Annotated in this window: 12 protein-coding genes; 1 reads left to right on the forward strand and 11 read right to left on the reverse strand. The window is 74.1% G+C overall.

From position 1 onward, the window contains the following. Positions 1-164: 164 nt before the first annotated feature. Together BX285_RS00525 and BX285_RS00530 are read right to left on the reverse strand one after the other, a co-directional pair. Positions 165-1,229, reverse strand: coding sequence for a 3-isopropylmalate dehydrogenase (locus BX285_RS00525; RefSeq protein WP_097236143.1), 1,065 nt, complete (start codon positions 1,227-1,229; stop codon positions 165-167). A gap of 67 nt (positions 1,230-1,296) precedes the next feature. Next, entirely contained in the window at positions 1,297-1,863 is a 567-nt protein-coding gene (locus BX285_RS00530) for a Uma2 family endonuclease (RefSeq protein WP_183106967.1), read from the reverse strand. Positions 1,864-2,020: 157 nt separating this feature from the next. Between BX285_RS00530 and BX285_RS00535 the strand changes: the two genes are divergently transcribed. Further along, positions 2,021-4,510: a YfhO family protein gene (locus tag BX285_RS00535; RefSeq protein ID WP_147465090.1), complete on the forward strand. Its 2,490-nt coding sequence runs from the start codon at positions 2,021-2,023 to the stop codon at positions 4,508-4,510. A gap of 67 nt (positions 4,511-4,577) precedes the next feature. Here BX285_RS00535 and BX285_RS39075 read toward each other — a convergent pair whose 3' ends face one another. The 9 genes from BX285_RS39075 to BX285_RS37030 all read right to left on the reverse strand — a co-directional run bounded on the left by BX285_RS39075 (position 4,578) and on the right by BX285_RS37030 (position 21,118). After that, positions 4,578-7,961 carry a S8 family serine peptidase gene (locus tag BX285_RS39075; protein ID WP_121174191.1) on the reverse strand — a complete coding sequence of 1,128 codons (3,384 nt, stop codon included), beginning with the start codon at positions 7,959-7,961 and terminating at the stop codon, positions 4,578-4,580. A 219-nt stretch (positions 7,962-8,180) separates the two neighbouring features. Then, positions 8,181-8,342: a hypothetical protein gene (locus BX285_RS37025; protein WP_097236147.1), complete on the reverse strand. Its 162-nt coding sequence runs from the start codon at positions 8,340-8,342 to the stop codon at positions 8,181-8,183. Positions 8,343-8,681: 339 nt separating this feature from the next. Next, positions 8,682-10,268, reverse strand: a complete 1,587-nt coding sequence (serA, locus tag BX285_RS00545) for a phosphoglycerate dehydrogenase (protein ID WP_097236148.1) — start codon at positions 10,266-10,268, stop codon at positions 8,682-8,684. 234 nt (positions 10,269-10,502) lie between these two features. Then, positions 10,503-11,501 (reverse strand): ketol-acid reductoisomerase, encoded by a 999-nt coding sequence (gene ilvC, locus BX285_RS00550; protein WP_097236149.1) that lies wholly within the window; start codon positions 11,499-11,501, stop codon positions 10,503-10,505. Positions 11,502-11,624: 123 nt separating this feature from the next. Next, positions 11,625-12,149: an acetolactate synthase small subunit gene (ilvN, locus tag BX285_RS00555; RefSeq protein WP_097236150.1), complete on the reverse strand. Its 525-nt coding sequence runs from the start codon at positions 12,147-12,149 to the stop codon at positions 11,625-11,627. 41 nt (positions 12,150-12,190) lie between these two features. Then, the gene (locus BX285_RS00560; protein WP_121174192.1) at positions 12,191-14,038 is read right to left on the reverse strand and encodes an acetolactate synthase large subunit; all 1,848 of its coding nucleotides are present in this window, start codon (positions 14,036-14,038) and stop codon (positions 12,191-12,193) included. Positions 14,039-14,368: 330 nt separating this feature from the next. Next, complete coding sequence (locus tag BX285_RS00565; RefSeq protein WP_121177115.1) at positions 14,369-17,329, reverse strand: bifunctional diguanylate cyclase/phosphodiesterase; 2,961 nt, start codon at positions 17,327-17,329, stop codon at positions 14,369-14,371. Positions 17,330-17,777: 448 nt separating this feature from the next. Next, complete coding sequence (locus BX285_RS00570) at positions 17,778-20,825, reverse strand: helix-turn-helix transcriptional regulator (RefSeq protein WP_259470391.1); 3,048 nt, start codon at positions 20,823-20,825, stop codon at positions 17,778-17,780. A gap of 134 nt (positions 20,826-20,959) precedes the next feature. Continuing rightward, the gene (locus tag BX285_RS37030; protein WP_179852748.1) at positions 20,960-21,118 is read right to left on the reverse strand and encodes a hypothetical protein; all 159 of its coding nucleotides are present in this window, start codon (positions 21,116-21,118) and stop codon (positions 20,960-20,962) included. Positions 21,119-21,320 lie beyond the last annotated feature (202 nt).

Genomic DNA, 21,320 nt, shown 5'->3' on the forward strand with positions numbered 1-21,320 from the left:
ACAGCAGCACGGCCCACTGTCGATACTCGCATCCAGAGGGCCGTGCCGAACAGTTGCCCGCTCCTTTGAGAGCTGCAAGCTGCGGTTATGCGGTCCGGCCCACCTGGCCGGAAACCTTGTCGGTCCGGCCCGCCGGCCGGAACTCCGCTTTCGGATCCGGCCCGCTACCCGGATACTCGGGCGGCGAGCGCGTCGCCGACCTGGGCGGTGCTGCGGGTGCCGGAGCGCTCGGCCAGATCCGCCGCGACGGCGGCCTCGATCTTGGCGGCCTCGGCGTCGAAGCCGAGGTGCTCCAGCAGCATGGCGACCGACAGCACGGTGGCGGTCGGGTCGGCCTTGCCCTGGCCGGCGATGTCCGGCGCCGAACCGTGCACCGGCTCGAACATGGACGGGAACTCGCCGCTCGGGTTGATGTTGCCGCTCGCGGCCAGGCCGATCCCGCCGGTGACGGCGGCGGCCAGGTCGGTCAGGATGTCGCCGAACAGGTTGTCGGTGACGATGACGTCGAAGCGCTCGGGCTGGGTGACGAAGAAGATCGTCGCCGCGTCGACGTGCAGGTAGTCGGTGGTGACCTCGGGGAACTCCGCGCCGACCTCGGCGAAGATCCGCGACCACAGGTGCCCGGCGTGCACCAGCACGTTGTTCTTGTGCACCAGGGTGAGCTTCTTGCGCGGCCGCGCCTGGGCCCGGCGGTAGGCGTCGCGCACCACGCGCTCGATGCCGTACGCGGTGTTCAGGCTGACCTCGGTGGCCACCTCCTGCGGCGTCCCGGCGCGCAGCGTGCCGCCGTTGCCGACGTACAGGCCCTCGGTGCCCTCGCGGACGACCACGAAGTCGATCTCGCGTGGTGTCGGAGACGCACCGTCGGACTCGGTGCCGGCCAGCGGGGACGACACCCCGGGGAACAGCCGGCCGGGGCGCAGGTTGATGTGGTGGTCGAAGGCGAACCGCAGCTTCAGCAGCAGCCCGCGCTCCAGCACCCCCGACGGCACACTCGGGTCACCGATGGCGCCCAGCAGGATCGCGTCGAACGACTTCAGTTCCGCCAGCACGTCGTCCGGCAGCGTCTCCCCCGTCCGGTGGTAGCGCCGGGCCCCGAGGTCGTACTCGGTGGTCTCCAGCTTCACATCGGCGGGAAGCACGGCACCCAGGACCTTGAGGCCTTCGGCCACCACTTCCTGACCGATGCCGTCACCCGGGACAACTGCGAGACGAATGGTGCGAGACATGCTCGGACCCTACTCCGCCGTCCCAGGTGCTGACACCTCGCGTCCATCATGCGGACATGCCGCGCCGTCAGGTGAGGTCGATGTCAACCGGGAACGGGCGTTCCAGCTTGAGCTGCTTGTGGTGGATCCCGGTCAGGCCATAGCTGCCGGTGGCCGGATCCAGCTCGTACACGTGAACGATGGGGCGTCCCTCGTCGTCGCTCTCGATGCGCCAGAAGTGCGCGATGCCGGCAGCCGCGTACTTTGGCGGCTTTACCTGGCGGTCACGGTCCTGGGACTCCTCGGACACGACCTCGACGGCCAGCAGCACGTCCTCCACGACGGAAAAGGTCTGCCTCGGGCCGGTGTCTCCCCGCTCGTCCACGACCACCAGATCGGGCTCGGGCCTGTTGCGCTGGTTGAGCTTGACCCCCATCTCCCGGCAGACCTCCCATCCGTCCGGCACGGCGGCCTCCAGCGCCTGCTCCAGCCTGCGGAGGGTGCGCATGTGAAATCGCGTCTGCGGACTCACGAAGATCAGGCTCCCGTCAAGCAACTCGGTGTGCGGCGGGAGATCCGGCAGCCGGTCCAGGTCTTCGGCGGTGTATCCGCCGACCGGCGGGCGAAGCCAGTCGGGGTACGGCTCGATGCTCATGGTTCCTCCCATACGGGCATCCTGGCGGCGCTCTCAGGCTACTCGGCAAAGCCTCCTCGGGCGCCACCTCTTCGAGGGAGCGCGGGTGACCGAATCCGCGCCGGGGGCGCGCTTAGGGTGGCGGGATCCGGGGTCACTGGCAGAACGGGGCGCGTGGGTGAGGGCCGAGCGACGGCGGGAGGTGCTGGTCTGCGGGGGTGCGGCGGGGCTGGCGATGGGCGGGTACGCGCTGGCGGCGGGCCTGCGGGGGCGGTGGCCGGCCGGGGTGGAGGCGGTCGCCGTGCCGTACCACGCCCACCTGTGGGACCTGCTGCACGGGGAGGCCGCCGGGGACCTGCTCTTCAACTGGAACAGCGGGTACGGCGTCCCGTTCCTGGCGGACTTCTTCGCCTACCTGATGAACCCGTTCTCCTGGCCCACCGCGCTCCTCCCCCGCGACCAGGGCCCGCTCGCCGTCTTCCTGGTCACCCTGGCCACCATCGGCCTCGGCACCGCCCTGATGGCCCACCTGCTCGGCCGCGTCCACCCCGGCCCGCGCCGGCTGCGGGTCTTCGCCGCCCTCGGCTACGGGCTGTGCGCCTGGGTGCTGGACGTCGGCGGCGCCGCGCCGATGTGGCTCTGGGGCCTGGTCTCGCTGCCGCTGCTCGGCCTGGCCGCCGACTGGTGCCTGCACGAGCGCCGCTGGGTGGCCGGCACGCTGTGCGTCGCCCTCGCCTGGGCCGGCAACCTCTACACCGCCGCCCTGGCCACCCTGGTCGCCGGACTGCTCCTCGCCCTCCGGCTGTTCGCCACCGCGCGGCCGTTCCGGCACCGGGTCCGGACCACCGGCCGAGCCGTCACCATGGCCACCGCCGGGGTGCTGCTCGCCTCCCCGGTGCTGTTCGTCGCGATCCGGGCCGCGCAGGGCGCGCAGCCCGAGTCCCCGGTGCAGCCGCTCGGCCCGTCCGGGATCGGCGGCCACCTCGCCCAGCTGCTGCCCGCCACCCACGGCGGGCGCCCGCTGCCGGACGTGGCGATCGGCCTGTTCGGGCTGCTGCTGGTGTGCGGGCTGCCGTTCAACCGGCGGGTGCGGATCCGCGAGCGGGCGGTCTGGTGCGCGGCCCTGGTGCTGGTGGTGCTCAGCTTCGTGTGGACCCCGACCGTCCTGGTCTGGCACGGCCTGGCGATCCCGGCCGGCGGGCCGTACCGGGTCGCCTTCGTGCTCAGCGGGCTGCTGGTGCTGGCCGGCTGGGTGTCGCTGGCGCACCGGCCGGACGCACCGACCCTGCTGGGCGGCGCCGCCGTGGTCGCGGTGATCGCCGGGCTGGCGGCGAGCCGGCACTCCGTGCGCCCCGCCACCTGGGTGCTGCTGACCGTCGGCGGCGCCGTCCTGCTCACCGCGCTGTGGATCCTGGACCGCCACCACCCCGACCGCCGGGCGAACGCCGCCGCCACCTGGGTGATCGGCGCCGCGGTGGCCGGCAACGCGGTCTGGTCCGGGTACGCGGCGCTCGGCGGGGCGCCCCCGGACGGCGTCTCCGCGACGGCCGTCCGGGCCGGGCACGCAGCCGTCCACGCGGCCGACGACTGGCCGCGCGGCCGCAGCGACCCGGGCCCGCACGCCTTCACCGCCAACGACCCGCTGCTGCTGAACGGCCAGGGCGGCGGCTACTTCAGCGGCTACCTGCCGACCGTCACCGCCCTGCTGCTGCACGACCTCGGCGCGGGCTGGACGGCCGGCGGGCGGCAGACCGCGAGCGTCACCGACCCGGTCGGCCGGGCGCTGTTCGGTGTCCGCGCGCACCTGGACGACGGGCCGCCGCCGTACGGCTTCGCCCCGGGCCGCGCACCCGCGCCACCGCTGATCACGGTGCTGCCGCCGGGCGCCCGCCCGGACACCTCCTCGGTCTGGTCCCGGCAGGAGTCGCTGCTGGGCAGCCAGGTGTACGACGCCCCGCTGCCCGTCCCGGCCGGCGGGCCCGCGCCCACCCTGCACGGCACCAGCGGCTGGTCGGTGCCGCCCGGCACGGAGGGCACCGTCTTCACCGCCGCCTGCACGCCCGGTTCGACGGCGTACTTCCACGGCGTCTGGTACCGCGGCACGGTCAGCGGCCTGGGCACCGAGTACCGCAGTGACGGCGAGCAGCCCACCACGGCGGTGGCCGTGCACCGGCTGGGGACCGTCCCGGCGGACGGGGTGGTCCGGGTGACGCTGCGCTCCGACACCGTGAGCCAGGTCCCGGCCCGCCCGATCGGCTGCCTGCGGACGGACGCCCTGGACGCCGCCGTCGCCCGCCTCACCGCCACCGGCGCGACCCGCGTCGAGGCCGGCGGGCACACCCTCGCGGCCACCCTCCCGGCGGGCTCCACCGGCACCGCGCTGCTCTCGGTGCCCGCCACCGAGGGCTGGAGCTGCGCCGTCGACGGCGGCCGGCCCGCCGCCCCCACCAAGGTGCTGGGCATGCTCGGCGTCCCGCTCGGCCCGGGGGGCGCCTCCCGGCTCGCCTGCACCTTCCGCCCGCCCGGCCTCTCGGAGGGCCTGGTCGTCACCTCCGCCACCGCCGCCGTCCTCGCCCTGGTCGCGGTCTTCACCCGGCTCGCCCGCCGCCGCCCCGCCCACGTCCCGCGCCGCGAGCGCCGCCGGATCGCCGCCACCGGCGGGGCGTGACCGGAGACCGAAGGCCGAGGGCGGCCCGCCGATCGCCGTCGGCGGGCCGCCCTCCTCCAGGACGTGGTCAGGGCAGCGTGACCACCTGCCCCCGCCGGTCGCCCGGGTTGAGGTGGTGCAGCAGCAGGAGCCCCGGGTCGGCGCCCGCCGCGCGGTGCACGTCGAGGACGGTGCCCGGGCCGACGGCGGCCAGCACCGCCGGTGGGCCGGTGAGACCGGCCCGGACGGTGAGGGCCGGGTGCAGGACGTCCAGCGGGACGGCCGGACGGGTGCCGCGCAGGCCGACGGCCGAGAAGGCCTCGGCCGGGTCCGGGAGGCCGGGGGCGGCGACGCCCGTCCAGACGCCGTAGTGGACGGTGCTGTGCCCCGGCCGGACGCCGGGCAGCGCGCTCAGCCGGACCGGCAGCACGAGCACGTCGCTGTCCAGCAGGGCGGTGTCGGCGTCGCCCCAGTGCGCGTTGAGCGGCTGGACGTCCAGTTCGGCCCCGGTCCGGGCGTCCAGGGCGCGGGAGACCAGGACGTCGCTGCCGCGCAGCCGGTCGGCCTTGAGGACGACGTCGGTGGTGCCGTCCCCGTCGGTGTCCAGCGAGACCCGGACGCCGTACAGCCCGACCGGGGTCGCCGCCGGGGCCCAGAGCTGCGCGCCCACGTACAGCAGGTCGGGGTCGACGGCCGCACCCACGGCCCGCAGGTCGGCGGCCCGCTCGCCGGGGTGGTCGACGCAGACCTCCTGGGCCGGGTCCGGCCCGTCCGCGGCGTCCTCCGGCCGGATGCCCGCGCCCGGGCCGACGGCGGCGCCGCTGCCGGCCGGGCAGTCGGCCCAGCGGGCGCCCCGGCCGCCGAGAGCGAGGGCGGTGACCAGGCCGGGGGTCGCGCCGGGGGCGGCGCGACCGCCGAGGGTGACGAGGGTGCCGTCGCGCGCGGTACGGGCGGTGGCGGTCGCGGTGAGGTCGCTCGCGGGCCGCGGGGCGGCGAACACCGGGACGCGCAGCTGCGGCAGGGTGCCGCCGGCGAGCGGGGTCAGCAGCACCCGGCCGGAGAGTTCGCCCCGGTAGCTGCGGGCCTTTCCGCCCTGCACGCGGTCGATGGTCGGGTCGGGGGTGCGCCCCAACTCCCCCGGTACGGACAGCGTCACCCGCACCCGCGCGGTGCCGCCCGGCGGGACGTCGACCTGCGCCGGGGTCACCGTGAAGGCGGCGCCCGGCAGTTCGGTGGCCGCCGCGTAGCCGGTTCGGTAACTCAGCGGCGCGGAGGAGAGGTTGCGGACCTCGATGTCCCGTCCGAGCTCCGTCGGCCCGCCGATCGCGACCGGCCCGAAGGAGACCCCGACGCCGCCCTGCTCGGCGCCCTCCCCCGCCGCGTAGGCGACGACGGGCGTGCGCACGGCGAGGTCGACCCTGGCCCGGCCGGCCCCGGTGCGCTCGGGCCCGTAGACCGGCCCGGTGCGGTCGTCGCCGACGTAGGTGTCGGCGCCGGTGTTCATCAGCGCGGCCTTGAGCTGTTCGACCGACCAGTCCGGGTGTGCGGCGCGCACCAGCGCGGCGAGCCCGGCGACGTGCGGGGTGGCCATCGAGGTGCCGCTCTCGCGCTGGCCGCCGGCCCCGCTGCCGACCAGGGCGGACCAGATGCTCTCGCCGGGGGCCGCGAGGTCGGGCTTGACCACTCCGGGCACGCCGATGCCGCGCGAGGTGAAGTCGGTGAGGGTGTCGAGGCGGGCCGGCTGGTCCTGGGCGACCGAACCGTGCAGCGGGTTGCCGGGGGCGGCGAGCCGGACCCGTACCGGCCCGGCGGCCGCGGCCTGCCGCAGCCGTTCGCCGTCGGCGTGGGCGAGCAGGGCGGCGGGGATGCGGTCGTTGCCGGCGATCTCGGCGAGGTGGTCGGTGTCGGCGGCGTACAGCACGCCGATCGCGCCCGCGTCGGCGGCGTGGTCGGCGCGCGGGCCGGAGTTGCAGGCCCGCTCGGCCTCGGCGGTCTTCCAGGCGAGGACGGCGATCCGGCCGTCCAGCCGCTGCCGGTCGGCCTCGTCGAAGGCGGTGCAGCCGTCCGACTGGTCGGCGGGCAGGGCGAGTTCGCCGCTGACGTCGGCGCTCGCCCAGCCCTGGTAGCGCGCGCTCCAGTGCGCCGGGACGACGCCGGCCAGGGCGGCGGGGGCGAGCACGGTGAGGCCGTCCACGTCGGCGTGCCCGTGCACGGAGGCGGCGACGGTGATCGCCCGGGCGGCGGTGCCGGGGCTGCCCCCGATGCCGTACGCGTCGCCGTCGTTGCCCGCGGCCGCGACCACGACGGTGCCCAGCGCGGCGAGCCGGTCGACGGCCAGGGCGTCGGTGTCGTCGGTGCTGCCGAAGCGGCTGCCGAGCGAGAGGTTGACGACGTCGAGCCGGTCGGCGAGGTCGCCGTCGCCGTTCGGGTCGGCGGCGAGGTCGAGGGCCTGGGCGAGTCGGTCGGTGGAGCCGTCGCAGCCGAACACCCGGATCGCGTACAGCTGGGCGCCGGGGGCCGCGCCGGGGCCGACCCTGAACCCGGCCGGGTCCAGCCCGGGCCCGTACGGCCCGGGGTACGGGCGGCCGTCGGCGGTGACGCCGTACCCGGCCGCGGTGCCGGCGACGTGGGTGCCGTGGCCGTTGCGCGCGCAGTCGATCGGGTTGTCGCTGGGGTGCGGCACCGGCTGGTGGGTCGGGGAGGCCGGGTCCGGGTCGTAGTCGTCGCCGACCAGGTCCTTGCCGCCGACGACCTTGGCGGTGGGGAACAGTGCGGGCGGCGCGGGCTTGCCGCGTTCGACCGAGCGGAAGGCCTCCTCGGTGCCGGGACCGCCGAAGTCGGCGTGGGTGTAGTCGATCCCGCTGTCGATGATCCCGATCCGCACCCCCGTGCCGGTGTTGCCGCCGGCCGCGGATCCACCGAGCGCGGATCCACCGGGCACGGCCCCGCCGGCCCAGACCTGCGGGGCGCCGGTCAGCGGGACGGAGTGGGCGTTGTCGCGCCGCTTGTTGACGATCGGGTGGACGGCCCGGACGCCGGGCAGCGCCCGCAGGGCGGTCAGCCGGTCGGCGGGCGCACTGACGGCGAGGCCGGTGAGCAGCGTGCGGGTGCGGTAGAGCTCGCGGGCGGCGGGCGCCGCCCGGTGGACGGCCCCGGCGAGCCGGTCCAGCGCCTCCCCGGCCCGGGACCGCTGGTCGGCACCGGCCCGCGCGGCCTCCCGGCGGACGGCCTCGGGGGAGCGCCGCTCCCGCCGGGCTCCGTCGGCGGCCCGCTGCCAGGCGGGGCCGGCCGCCTCGGTGGCGAGTTCGAGCAGGACGGAGGCCGTCCGGCCTGCGGGCGGGCTGCCGCCCGGCGGTCCCGCGGACGGTGGGCCGCCCGCCGCCGGGGCGGCGGCGAGGGCGACGCTCCCGGCCAGCAGGGCCAGGGTGAGGCCGATCCGGGCGACAGGTCGGCGAAGGGGTGGCAGACGCACTGGGCCCTCTCCCCCGGCAGGGGGGACTGATCCGCACGCCGTGTCGCTGACGCCCGCCCGCGCGGACGCCGATCACCCTTCCGGGGGCCCCAAATTAGGATGATCGCGTCGGCGGGGGCGAGCAACTTCCCTCGGATGGACCCGGGTTGCACTCTACGGAGTGACGGACGGTCAGCCCGGTCGGAGCAGTAGCCCGATGAACGCCACCCGGAGCGCCGGTCAGTGGTGGCCGGTCACGCCGCCGTTGTCCCGGCGGTCCAGCGAGCGCTGCAGGGCGGCGGCCGCGAAGGGGTTCCGCTCGGCGGCCCGGCGGCGGCGCGGGGCGCGGACGGGGGTGGCGGCAGGGGCGGCAGTGGCGTGGCGGTCGGCGGTGGAGGGCATACCGGGCTCCTTGGAAGCGGCACGCGGGAGGGCGTGGCGGAAGAACGGGGAGACGGAGGTGCCGCGCGCAGCGCGCCCCGAAGAAGGGGGCGGTGGGCGACGGGAGGGAGCGCGGGGGCAGGGGTCGCCCGCCCGTGATGGCGCACGCTCACACGGGCCGAACGCCCTGGCTACAGGGGCGGCACACCGTATGGCTCTTCCACGGTACGGCCACGGCCCGGCGGTGTCTGCACGAATACTTGGATTTCCTAGTATCTGAGACGGCAGTGACCCCCGGGAACGCAGCGGGGCCCGGACCACCGTCGCAACGGCGGTCCGGGCCCCACGGGGCCGTCAGGCTCAACCCAGGTCGACGGAGCGCGCGAAACGGGCGCCGATCTCGGCGGCGATCGCCGACAGGACGTCCTGCGGGATCTCGCTGTCCACGGTGAGGGAGGCCAGCGCGCCGCCGCCGTCCCGGGCGACCTGCATGCCGGCGATGTTGATGCCCGCGTCGCCGAGGTGGCGGCCGAGCACGCCGACCACTCCGGGGCGGTCCTCGTACTTGAAGAAGGCCATGTGGTCGGTGAGCGCCACGTCCACGTCGAAGGCGTCCACGCCGACGATCTTCTGGATCTGCTTGGGGCCGGCCAGCGTGCCGGAGATGGCGATCTCCTCGCCGTCCGCCAGCGTGCCGCGCACGGTGATCACGTTGCGGTGCTCGGGGCTCTCGCTGGAGGTGGTCAGGCGGACCTCGACGCCGCGCTCCTGGGCGAACAGCGGGGCGTTGACGTAGGACACCGTCTCCGCCACCACATCCTCGAAGACGCCCTTCAGCGCGGACAGTTCGAGCACCTTGACGTCGTGCTGGGTGATCTCGCCGCGGACCTCCACGTCGAGCCGGACGGCGACCTCGCCGGCCAGCGCGGTGAAGATCCGGCCGAGCTTCTCGGCCAGCGGCAGGCCCGGGCGGACGTCCTCGGCGATCACGCCGCCCTGGACGTTGACGGCGTCCGGTACCAGCTCGCCGGCCAGCGCGAGGCGCACCGACCTGGCGACCGCGATGCCGGCCTTCTCCTGCGCCTCGTCGGTGGAGGCGCCCAGGTGCGGGGTGGCGACCACGTTGTCGAAGGCGAACAGCGGGGAGTCGGTGCACGGCTCCTTGGCGTACACGTCCAGGCCCGCGCCGGCCACCCGGCCCTCGCGCAGCGCGGCGGCCAGCGCCTCCTCGTCCACGATGCCGCCGCGGGCGGCGTTGACGATGCGTACGGTCGGCTTGACCTTGTGCAGCGCCTCGTCGCCGATCAGGCCGATGGTCTCGGGGGTCTTGGGGAGGTGGACGGTGATGAAGTCCGAGACCTCCAGCAGCTCCTCCAGAGTGACCAGCTTGACGCCCATCTGGGCGGCGCGGGCGGCCTGGATGTAGGGGTCGTACGCGACGATCTTCATGCCGAACGCGGACATCCGCTGGGCGACCAGCACGCCGATCCGGCCCAGGCCGACGACGCCGAGGGTCTTCTCGCTCAGCTCGACGCCGGTGTACTTGTTGCGCTTCCACTCGCCCTGCTTGAGCGCGGCGTTGGCCGGCGCGATGTTGCGGGCGACGGAGATCAGCAGGCCGCAGGCGAGTTCGGCGGCGGTGACGATGTTGGAGGTCGGCGCGTTGACCACCATCACGCCGGCCTTGGTGGCGGCGGCGACGTCCACGTTGTCCAGGCCGACGCCGGCCCGGGCGACCACCTTGAGCTTGCGGGCGACGGCCAGCGCCTCCGCGTCGACCTTGGTGGCGGAGCGGATCAGGATCGCGTCGACGTCGGCGATCGCGGTGAGCAGCTCGTTGCGGTCGGCACCGTTGCAGTGGCGGATCTCGAAGTCCGGACCGAGGGCGTCGACGGTGGCGGGCGACAGTTCTTCGGCGATCAGAACGACGGCGGTCTTGGATGTCACAGTGCTCACGACAGTGTGTCCTTAACTCTGCGGTCCCCCCGGCGCGCAGGTGGGCGTGAAAGGCCGGGGGAAGGTGGCATGCCGCGTAGGTAGACGCACGACGCTGTGGGCCTGACGCGCACTCGGAGTGTATCGACGGGCTGGATGCCAGGCTGCTCCCGTCCGGCGAAATCACCCGGACGAGAGCAGCCTACTTGTACAAGCCGGTTACGGAATCGGGCAGTCGGAGAAGCGTCAGGCCTTCTCGTTGACCCAGCTCATCAGCGAGCGCAGCTTCTTGCCGGTGGTCTCCAGCAGGTGGTCCTCGTCGGCCTTCTTGTACTCGTTGTACTTGGGCAGGCCGGCCTTGTACTCGGCGATCCAGGTGTTGGCGAAGGTGCCGTCCTGGATCTCCGCGAGGACCTTCTTCATCTCGGCCTTGGTGGCGTCGGTGATGATCCGCGGGCCGGTGACGTAGTCGCCCCACTCGGCGGTCTCGGAGACCGACCAGCGCATCTTCTCCAGGCCGCCCTCGTACATCAGGTCGACGATGAGCTTCAGCTCGTGCAGGCACTCGAAGTAGGCGATCTCCGGCTGGTAGCCGGCCTCGACCAGGGTCTCGAACCCGGCCTTGACCAGGGCGGCGGTGCCACCGCAGAGGACGGCCTGCTCGCCGAACAGGTCGGTCTCGGTCTCCTCGGTGAAGGTGGTCTTGATGACGCCGGCCTTGGTGGCGCCCAGGCCCTTGGCGTACGACAGCGCCAGGGCGAAGGCGTTGCCCGAGGCGTCCTGCTCGACCGCGACGATCGCCGGGACGCCGCGGCCCTCCTCGTACTGGCGGCGGACCAGGTGGCCCGGGCCCTTCGGGGCGACCATGCAGACGTCGACGTCCGCCGGGGGCTTGATGAAGCCGAAGCGGATGTTCAGGCCGTGGCCGAAGAACAGGGCGTCGCCGGCCTTCAGGTGCGGGGCGATGTCGGCCTCGTAGACGTCGGCCTGGATCGGGTCCGGGACCAGGATCATGATGACGTCGGCCTCGGCCGCAGCCTCGGCCGGGGTGACGACGCGCAGGCCGGCCTCCTCCGCCTTGGCACGGGACTTGGACTCCGGCTTCAGGCCGACCCGGACGTCGGCGCCGGAGTCGCGCAGGGACAGCGCGTGGGCGTGGCCCTGGCTGCCGTAGCCGATGACCGCGACCTTGCGGCCCTGGATGATGGACAGGTCGGCGTCGTCTTCGTAGAACAGCTCGGCCACGGGGGCACATCTCCTTGCATCATGGGTGCCGGGTACGCGGTGCCTACCGTATGCGCACCCGACGGGGTGTGGGGTCTTTGCTTCAGTGCTTGAGACGGGGGACGGGTCGCCGTCTCGCGCTGTTCACGCGCTGCGGTCGAGGGCGCGCAGCGACCGGTCCGTGATCGAACGGGCGCCGCGGCCGATGGCGACCAGGCCGGACTGGACCAACTCCTTGATGCCGTAAGGCTCCAGCATCCGGAGCATGGCCTCCAGCTTGTCCGAGCTGCCGGTGGCCTCGATGGTCACCGCTTCGGGCGACACGTCGACGGTCTTGGCGCGGAACAGCTGGACGATCTCGACGATCTGCGACCGGGTCTCGTTGTCGGCGCGGACCTTCACCAGGACCAGTTCCCGCTGGATCGCAGCGGCCTGGTCGAGTTCGACGATCTTTATCACGTTCACGAGCTTGTTGAGCTGCTTGGTGACCTGTTCCAGCGGGAGGTCCTCGACGTTGACCACGATCGTCATCCGGGAGACGTCCGGATGCTCGGTCGGGCCGACGGCGAGGGAGTCGATGTTGAAGCCCCGACGGGAGAACAGTGCGGCGATGCGGGCGAGCACGCCGGGCTTGTTCTCGACCAGGACGGAGAGGGTGTGCTTGGACATGTGGTTCCTCGGTCGTTCCTCAGTCGTTCCGGAAGGGGCTGTCAGTCGAGGTCGTCGCCGAAGTCGGGGCGAACGCCCTTGGCGAACTGGATCTCGTCGTTGCTGGTCCCGGCCGCGACCATCGGCCAGACCATCGCGTCCTGGTGGACGATGAAGTCGATGACGACCGGGCGGTCGTTGATCTCCATCGCCTGCTTGATGACCGCGTCCAGGTCCTCGGGCCGCTCGCAGCGCAGGCCGACGCAGCCCATCGCCTCGGACAGCAGGACGAAGTCGGGGATCCGGGTGCCCTGGGCCGGCGGCTCGATGCCGTCGTGGTCCGGGCCGGAGTGCAGCACGGTGTTGGAGTAGCGCTGGTTGTAGAACAGCGTCTGCCACTGCCGGACCATGCCCAGTGAGCCGTTGTTGATGACCGCGACCTTGATCGGGATGTCGTTCAGGGCGCAGGTGACCAGCTCCTGGTTGGTCATCTGGAAGCAGCCGTCGCCGTCGATGGCCCAGACCGTGCTCTCCGGGCGGCCGGCCTTGGCGCCCATCGCCGCGGGGACGGCGTAGCCCATGGTCCCGGCGCCGCCGGAGTTGAGCCAGGTGCCGGGCTTCTCGAAGCGGATGAACTGCGAGCTCCACATCTGGTGCTGGCCCACGCCCGCGGCGTAGATCGCCTCGGGGCCGACCAGCTTGCCGATCCGCTCGATGACCTGCTGCGGCGAGAGGCGGCCCTCGGGCGCCGGCTCGTAGCCGAGCGGGTAGGTCTTCTTCCACTCGTCGAGCTTCTCCCACCACTCGGCGTAGTCGCCCTTGTGGCCGGCGTCGAACTCGGCCTGGACGGCGACGATCAGGTCGGCGAGCACCTCGCGGGCGTCGCCGACGATCGGCACGTCCGCCGGGCGGTTCTTGCCGATCTCGGCCGGGTCGATGTCGGCGTGGACGACCTTGGCGTTGGGGGCGAAGCCGTCCAGCTTGCCGGTGACGCGGTCGTCGAAGCGGGCGCCGAGGGTGAACAGCAGGTCGGACTTCTGCAGGGCGGTGACGGCCGGGACGGAGCCGTGCATGCCGGGCATGCCCAGGTGCTGCGGGTGGCTGTCCGGGAAGGCGCCGAGCGCCATCAGGGTGGTGACCACGGGGGCGCCGGTCAGCTCGGCGAGGATCCGCAGCTCGGCGGTGGCCTGCGCCTTGATGACGCCGCCGCCGACGTACAGCACCGGGCGCTTCGCGCCGACCAGCATCTTCGCGGCCTCGCGGATCTGCTTGGCGTGCGGCTTGGTGACCGGACGGTAGCCGGGCAGCGAGGCCTCGACCGGCCACCGGAAGGTGGTGGTGGCCTGCAGCGCGTCCTTGGCGATGTCGACCAGCACCGGGCCGGGGCGGCCGGTGGAGGCGATGTGGAAGGCCTCGGCGATCACCCGAGGGATCTCGGCCGGGTCGGTGACCAGGTAGTTGTGCTTGGTGATCGGCATCGTGATGCCGCAGATGTCCGCCTCCTGGAAGGCGTCGGTGCCGATCGCCTTGGAGGCGACCTGGCCGGTGATCGCGACCATCGGCACGGAGTCCATGTAGGCGTCGGCGATCGGGGTGACCAGGTTGGTCGCGCCCGGGCCGGAGGTCGCCATGCAGACCCCGACCCGGCCGGTGGCCTGGGCGTAGCCGGTGGCGGCGTGGCCGGCGCCCTGCTCGTGCCGGACCAGGATGTGGCGCACCTTGGCGGAGTCCATCAGCGGGTCGTACGCGGGAAGGATGGCCCCGCCCGGGATGCCGAAGACGGTGTCCGCGCCTACGGCCTCCAGCGAGCGGATGAGCGACTGGGCGCCGGTCATGGTCTCGACGACGTGCTGGGGAGCGTTGGCGGCCGGGTTGTCCCCACGGCGGGGGGATGCGGCGTGCTCGGTCATCTGCCTGTCTCTTCTCGGGTTTTGCCGACCAGGTGCTGCGGGCCCCGGTGCTGCGAGGGAGGGGTCCCGGTCCGGGTCGATCGCCGGCTCTGCCTCAATCGTCCCGCCGAATCCGACAAGTCGGGAGTTCTCGGGCGGCCGAGGCCAGGGGTCTTGCAGGGTGGAACAGCGTCAGTGCAACAAAAAACCCCTCGTGCCCAAGGGCATGCGAGGGGTGGCGCGTCGGTCTGTCACGAGCAGGGCGTGCGAGCCCTGTCAGCCGACGCGCCCGCCAAGTACGAGAATTCGGGTGCGCATGGCAACGACCATCCTCCCGTCCGGGGTTGCGTGTCAAGCAGGTGGGATGACCGTCTCGCCATGCGGACCCCCGGCCGGACCGCTGACGGCCGGGTGTTCGGGCAGGTCAGCGCCGCCGTGGTGATGTACGCCACGTCCCGGGGCGGTGTCCGTGCGGCCACTCGTCCGGGTGTCGGCGGCCTGGTGGGACCGGCGGGCGGCGAGCGGGCCGAGCGGGGTCGGCAGCGGGTAGCCGCGGCGGGCCAGCGCACGGCGCAGCCTGGGCTCGTCCAGCGGCGGGGCGAAGGCGGAGCCCTGGGCCTGGCCGCAGCCGAGTTCGCCCAGGACGGAGACCTGCCGGGGCAGGTCCACCCCCTCGGCGGCGGTGGCCATCCCGAGGTCGCGGCCGAGCCGCAGGGCGTGCCCGGCGAGGGTACGGGCGAGCGAGGACTCGCCGAGGTCCTGGACCAGGGTGCGGTCCAGCTTGAGGCCGTCCAGGGGCAGCCGGGCGAGGGCGCCGAGCGAGCCGCTGCCGGCGCCGTAGCCGGCCAGCCAGGTGGAGACGCCGAGCCGGCGCAGCGCGGCCAGCCGGCGGCCGAGTTCGTCGGCGAGCGCGTCCGAGCCCATCCTGGCCACCTCGATCACCAATTCGCTGGCCGGCAGCCCGCTGTCGCGCAGTGCGGCCGCCACCGTCTCGTACAGCCCCGGTGAGCAGAGCCGCTCGGTGGAGAGCCGGACGGCCACCGGGACGGGCCCCGCCGGGCCGCGGCCCGCCCGGCCGAGGCCGCGCCGGGCGGCGGCCGCGACGACCGCCTCGTGGATCAGCCAGCGGGAGAACCGGGTGGCGGCGTCGCCGTGCTCGGCGGAGCGCAGGAACTCGGCCGGGGTGAGCAGCAGGCCGCCCGCCGAGCGCCAGCGGGCCTGTGCCTCGACGCCGCTCACCGTGCCGTCGGCAAGGTCCACCACGGGCTGGTGGAGCAGGGTGAAGCCGCCCTCCCGGACGGCGAGTCGCAGCCGTTCCTCCAGCTCGCTGCGGCGTTCCAGGTCGGCCCGCATCGCCGGGGCGTAGAGCACCACCCGACCCTTGCCCTCGGACTTGGCCCGGTACATCGCGAGGTCGGCGTTGCGCATCAGTTCGTCGGCGGCGGTTCTGGGGTCGGCGGCGGGGCCGCGTTCGGGGGTGCCGAAGGCGATGCCGATGCTGGCGGCGACGCCGAGCTCGGTGCCGCCGATCCAGTACGGCTCGGAGAGCGCGACGCGCAGCCGCTCGGCCAGTTCCTGGACCTGGAGGCGGCCGAGCGGGCCGCAGACCAGGGCGGCGAACTCGTCGCCGCCGAACCGGGCGACGGTGTCCCCGCAGCGGACGGCGCCCTGCAGCCGGCGGGCGGCCTGCACCAGCAGCTCGTCGCCGACCTGGTGCCCGGCGGTGTCGTTGACCGCCTTGAAGCCGTCCAGGTCGAGGAAGAGCACGGCGATCCCGGCTCCGGTCCCGTCCTGCTGGCCGCGGGTGCCGAGGGCGGCCCGCAGCCGCTGGGTGAACAGCGCCCGGTTGGGCAGGTCGGTGAGCGGGTCGTGGAAGGCGTTGTGCTGCAACTGGGCCTGGAGCATGACGCGTTCGGTGACGTCCCGGCTGTTGAGCAGCAGGCCGTCGCGGTGCCGGCTGACGGTGGACTCGACGTGCAGCCACTCCCCGCCACCGGAGCTGATCCGGCACTCCACCCGGGCCGAGGGCTCGGCGGTGCGCGGGTCGCGGTGGGCGGCGAGCCGGACCCTGGCGAGGTAGCGGCGGACCTCGGAGAGCACCCGGTCCACGTCCTCGGGGTGGACCAGGTCCAGCAGGTTGCCGCCGACGAGCTCCTCCGGGTCCCGCCCGTAGACGCCGAGCGCGGCCGGGGAGACGTAGGAGAGCACGCCGTTGCCACCGGCGATCATGATGACGTCGCTGGAGCCCTGCACCAGGGAACGGAAGTGCGCCTCCTTGTGGGCGAGTTCCTGGGCCAGCGACAGGTTGTCGAGCAGCATCACGCCTTGCCTGAGGATCAGTGCCAGCCCGACGGTGCAGGCGGCCGCGGCCACCACGCGGTCCAACTCGCGCCCGCCGAGGGCGTTGTAGAGGATGCCGGCGGTGCAGACCGCGGCGGCCGCGTACGGGGTGAGCGCGCTGAAGGTGGTGGCCACCCGGCGGCGTGGCAGGCCGCCGGCCGAGGGGTGCTCGCGCAGCGGGCGCCGCCAGCGCGGCGACCAGGGCGCCCAGGCCAGCAGCAGACTGCCGGAGAACCAGCCGGCGTCCAGCAGTTCGCCCGAGTGGTAGCTGCTGCGCAGCTCCGGGGAGGTGAACAGGGCGTCGCACATGACGGTGACGGCGAGCGCCAGCATCGCGGTGTGCACCGCCGCCCGGTTGCCGTCCCGGCCGCCGAAGCGCAGCCCGACCACCAGGCTGACCAGCAGGATGTCCAGCACCGGGTAGGCCAGGTTGAGGGCCAGGCGCAGCGGGGAGCCGCCCTCGCCGGCCGCGATCCGGCCGAGCGCCAGGCTCCAGCTGAGGGTGAACAGCGAGCCGGCGATCAGCCAGCCGTCGAGCAGCAGGCAGAGCCAGCCGGCCGCCGAGCGCGGGCGCTGGGCGAGCACCAGGACGCCGGTGATGGCGAGCGGGGCGAACAGCAGGAAGGCGTACTCGGCGAGCGAGTCCCGGGGCAGCGGGGTGCGGACGACCAGTTCGTACCAGCCCCAGGTGCCGTTGCCCATGGCGACCATGAGCGAGGAGAGGCCGAACAGCAGCCAGGCCGGGCGGGCGTGGCCGCCGACGGCGCAGCCGTACACCAGGCAGGACAGGGCAGCCGCTAGGGCGGCCGCAGCCAGGCCGAAGTCACCCATGAAGACGGCGAGTTGGCGGGACCCCCAGCCGGCCGCGGCGCCCAGGGCGTAGGCCAGGCAAAGCGCGCCCAGGGCGAGGCCGGGCAGCGTGCGGCTCTCCCGGATCCGACCCAGCGGGCCGCGCCGGGCGGGCGCGGTCATGTCGATGGCGGACGTGTCGGCGGGCGGTGCGCCCGGGCGTCCGGCTTCGGGCAACACCGTATCGGTGGAGCTCACTCGGCCTCTCCCCCTCCGGCCCGGGGCCTCGCGCCCCGGACACGGGCCACCGGCCGCGTACCTCTCGGCCGTACGCGGTGGCCTGGCGCCCCGTCATGACGGAGGCCCAGGGGGTGGGCGACCTTCCGGCCGCCGCACCGCACCGATGCTCCCAAAATGGACCCTACACCAATTCCGTCACTCAATGACACGCACACTCAACTTAGAGTAATGGCGAGGGGGTGGGGAAATGCCCCCGATTCCAACGGATCGGCCCGGTTGGCGGCGGCGCGCGGGCGGGGGCTCACGCGGCGCGCACGGGAGCACGCGGCGGCGCCCCGCTGCCGGACCGGACGCGTGAGGGCGGTCCGGGTCCGGCGGCGGGGCGCCGGGGTCAACGGCCGGACGGGGCCAGATCGTCGGGGAACAGCCGCAGCCGGTGGGCCAGCGCGGCCGCCTCGCCCCGGCCGCCGACCGCGAGCTTGCCCAGGATGTTGGACACGTGCACGCTCGCGGTCTTCGGAGAGATGTACAGTTCTTCGGCGATCTGCCGGTTGGTCCAGCCGCGCGCGAGCAGCCGGAGCACGTCCCGCTCACGGGGGGTGAGGTTGAAGGAGTCCCCGGCGAGCGGCGCCGGCGCCTCCTTGGCGGCCGTCCGATCACCGGGAGCGAGGTTCAGCCCGGCCCGCTCGGCCAGGCTCGCGATCTGCGCCGCCAGCATCCGGTCACCCCGTACGGTCGCCAGTTCGGCTGCCTCGCGCAGGAGTTCGGCCGCGGCCTCGCGCCGACCGGCCTGCACCTCGGCCTCGCCGGCCCGCAGCAGGGCGAGCGCCAGCGGGTACGGCAGGCCGGTCGGCCGCAGTGCCTCGATCACGGCGGCCCACTTCCCGGGGGTGTCGGCGCCCTCGGCGCGGGCCAGTTCGGCCTCCAGCAGCCGGGCCCAGCCGTGGTGCAGCGGCGCCCGGGGCCGCAGCTCGGCGGCGGCCGCGGCGACCGCGGCCAGCACCGCCGCCCGGCCCTCCTCGGCCTCCGGCAGGCCCCGGCTGTCCGCCTCCACGCCGACGGCCTCGGCCAGCAGCGGGTAGACGTCGGACTCGTACCCGAGCCGGCCGTCCTCGGCCAGCGCGGCGAGCAGTTCGGCCCGGGCCTCCAGCGGCCGGCCGCCGAGCGCTGCGAGCCGCACCGCGAGCCGGCTGATCGGCACGCTGTGCTGGACCTGGCCGACCCGGTTGGCCGCACGGGCCTGCGCCAGCATGGTCGCCGCGGTGGCCAGGTCCCCCTCCAGCAGGGCGAGTTCGCCGCGCATCCGGTCCAGGAACTCGGCGTGGCTGCCGCTCAGGCTGCCCAGCTCGAAGGCGTCGAGCACCTCGGCGGCCTCCCGGACCCGCCCGAGGTCGATCAGCGCCTCGACCAGGTTGCCGGTCAGGATGGCGCCGATGTTGCGCAGCAGGCCGTTGCCGTCGGCGAACTCCAGGCCCTCGCGGGCCAGTCGGACGGCGTCCTCGGACCGGCCCAGCCCGCGCTGCATGCTGGCCAGGTTGTTGATGCCGCGCAGCAGCACGTCGGGCACGCCCAGCCGGCGGGCCCGCTCGACCGCCCCGGCGAGCTCGGCCAGCCCGCCCTCGGCGTCCCCGTGGACGTCGTAACGCAGCCCGCCGAGGGTCATCCGGGCGTGCACCTCGACCGCGTGCGCGCCGACCTGCTCGGCGATCCTGATCGCCCGCTCGGCGAGTTCGAGGTGCTCGGGCCCGGGCTTCTTGAGCATCGCCGAGCCGGCGCCGAGCCCGAGCACCTCGGCCTGCACGGCGGACGGCGGCAGGTGCTCCACCAGCCGCAGCGCGTGCGCGATCTCCTCCTCGTCCCCGGAGCGGCGCAGACTGCCCAGGATCCGGGCCCGGTTGATCCGGAACCAGGCCGCGCGCACCGGGTGCACCGTCTCGTCGACCAGCCGCAGCCCGCGCTTGGCCAGGCTCAGGCCGCGCTCGCGGTCCCCGCAGCGGCGGGCCGCGACCACCGCCTCGGCCAGCACGTCCTCCAGCTGGATCCGGTCGCACTCCTCGTCGGCGGCGCTGTGGTCGCAGGAGCCCGGCGGGTAGGTCTCGGCCCAGTCGTACGGGCGCAGGGTGTGCGCCAGCACCTCCTCGGTGACCATGTCCCACAGCTCCAGGGCGCGCTCCAGCATGCCCAGCTGCTCGGCGAAGGCGTTGCGCCGGCGGGCCGCGCGGGCGGCGTCCAGGGCGGTCGGCAGGGCGCGGGCCGGATCGTGCGCGTGGTACCAGTAGTTGGCCAGCCGGGCGGGCAGCGCGTCGGCGGGCACGAGCTGCGGCCGGGCCTCCACGGCGAGCGCGAACTTGCGGTTGATCCGGTGCCGTTCGCCGGGCAACAGGTCGTCCGAGACCGCCTCGCGGACCAGCGCGTGCCGGAACCGGTAGCCCTCGCCCTCGGTGTCCGGGCGCAGGATGTTGGCGCCGACGGCCGAGCGCAGCGCCTCGATCAGCGCCTCCTCGTCGTCGGCCAGGACGGCGGCCAGCAGGGCGTGTTCGACGTGCGAGCCGCCCTCGGCGGCAATCCGCACCACCCGCTGGGCGTCCTCGTCCAGACCCTCGACCCGCACCAGCAGGATGTCCCGCAGCGAGTCGGTCAGCCCGGCGCCGCAGCCGTCGTCGAAGGCGGTGGCCAGCTCCTCGACGAAGAAGGGGTTGCCCTCCGAGCGGCGGTGGATCCGGTCCACCAGCTGGCGGTCGGGGGTGGCGGTGCCCAGGATGCCGGCCAGCTGGGCGGCCACCTCGCGGCGGTCGAACCGCTCCAGCTCCAACCGCTGGACGGTGCGCAGCCGTTCGAGCTCGGCGAGGAAGGGGCGCAGCGGGTGGCGACGGTGCAGGTCGTCGCTGCGGTAGGTGGCGACCAGCAGCACCCGGGAGCGGTGCAGGGTGCGCACCAGGAAGGCGAGCAGTTCGCGGGTGGAGCGGTCGGACCAGTGCAGGTCCTCGACGGCGAGGACGAGGGTACGCTCCGCGCCGAGCCGTTCGAACAGCCTCGCGGTGTGCTCGAACAGCTGGGCCCGGCTGTACTCGTCGTTCGGTTCGCCGTCGGCCTCGCCCAACTCGGAGAGCAGTCGGGAGAGATGGCCCTCGCTGCCGGCCGCGGCGGCCTCCAGCTCGGCGCCCAGCGAGCGGTGCAGCCGGCGCAGCGCGGCGGCCAGCGGCGCGTACGGCAGGCCCTCGGCGCCGACCTCCAGACAGCTGCCGAGCGAGATGACCGCTCCCCCGTCGGCGGCGCGCTGCAGGAACTCCTCCAGCAGCCGGGTCTTGCCGACGCCGGCCTCGCCGCCGATCAGGACGGCCTGCGGGCTGCCGGCGCCCGCCCGGCGCAGCGCGTCGGTCAGTTCGGTGATCTCGCTGCCACGGCCGACGAAGACGGGGCTGACCGATATCTGCTGCATGGAGGCGAGCATGCCATAGCCGGTGGGGCCCGGAGGAGGGGTTATCTCCCCAGGCGAACGCCCGGAGGGGGAGACGCTCACTCGCAGCGTCTCCCCCTCCTCGGCTCCTTCGGCACCGTCCCGGTGCCGTGCCGTCAGCATTCGGTCTGACGCACGGGGCGCCGCTGGAAGCGGGCGGCCACCGGACGGCGCCGCAGGCGGCGCGCTTCCTTGGCCTCGCGCACCAGGCGCTCGTGCTCGGCGCGGGCCACGAGCTCGTGGGCCTGTTGCTGGAAGGTCTGGTACTCGATCACTTCGGTTCCCCTTGTGGGTTTCACTGCGTTTCGCTGACAGGTAAGACTTTCCTCTCCCAGTGGGGGGTGCCACATCGGCAGCGTGCCCGATCTTCCGGGGCCCAGGAGCCTTAGATCGGACCCCGGAAAAGGTTTGAGGCCCGGTCTCACCCCCTTCCGGAGGTGAGACCGGGCCTTAGGCCTTACTTAGAGGGCCTTAGAT

The organism is Streptomyces sp. 1114.5, assembly GCF_003635085.1.
GTDB lineage: Bacteria > Actinomycetota > Actinomycetes > Streptomycetales > Streptomycetaceae > Kitasatospora.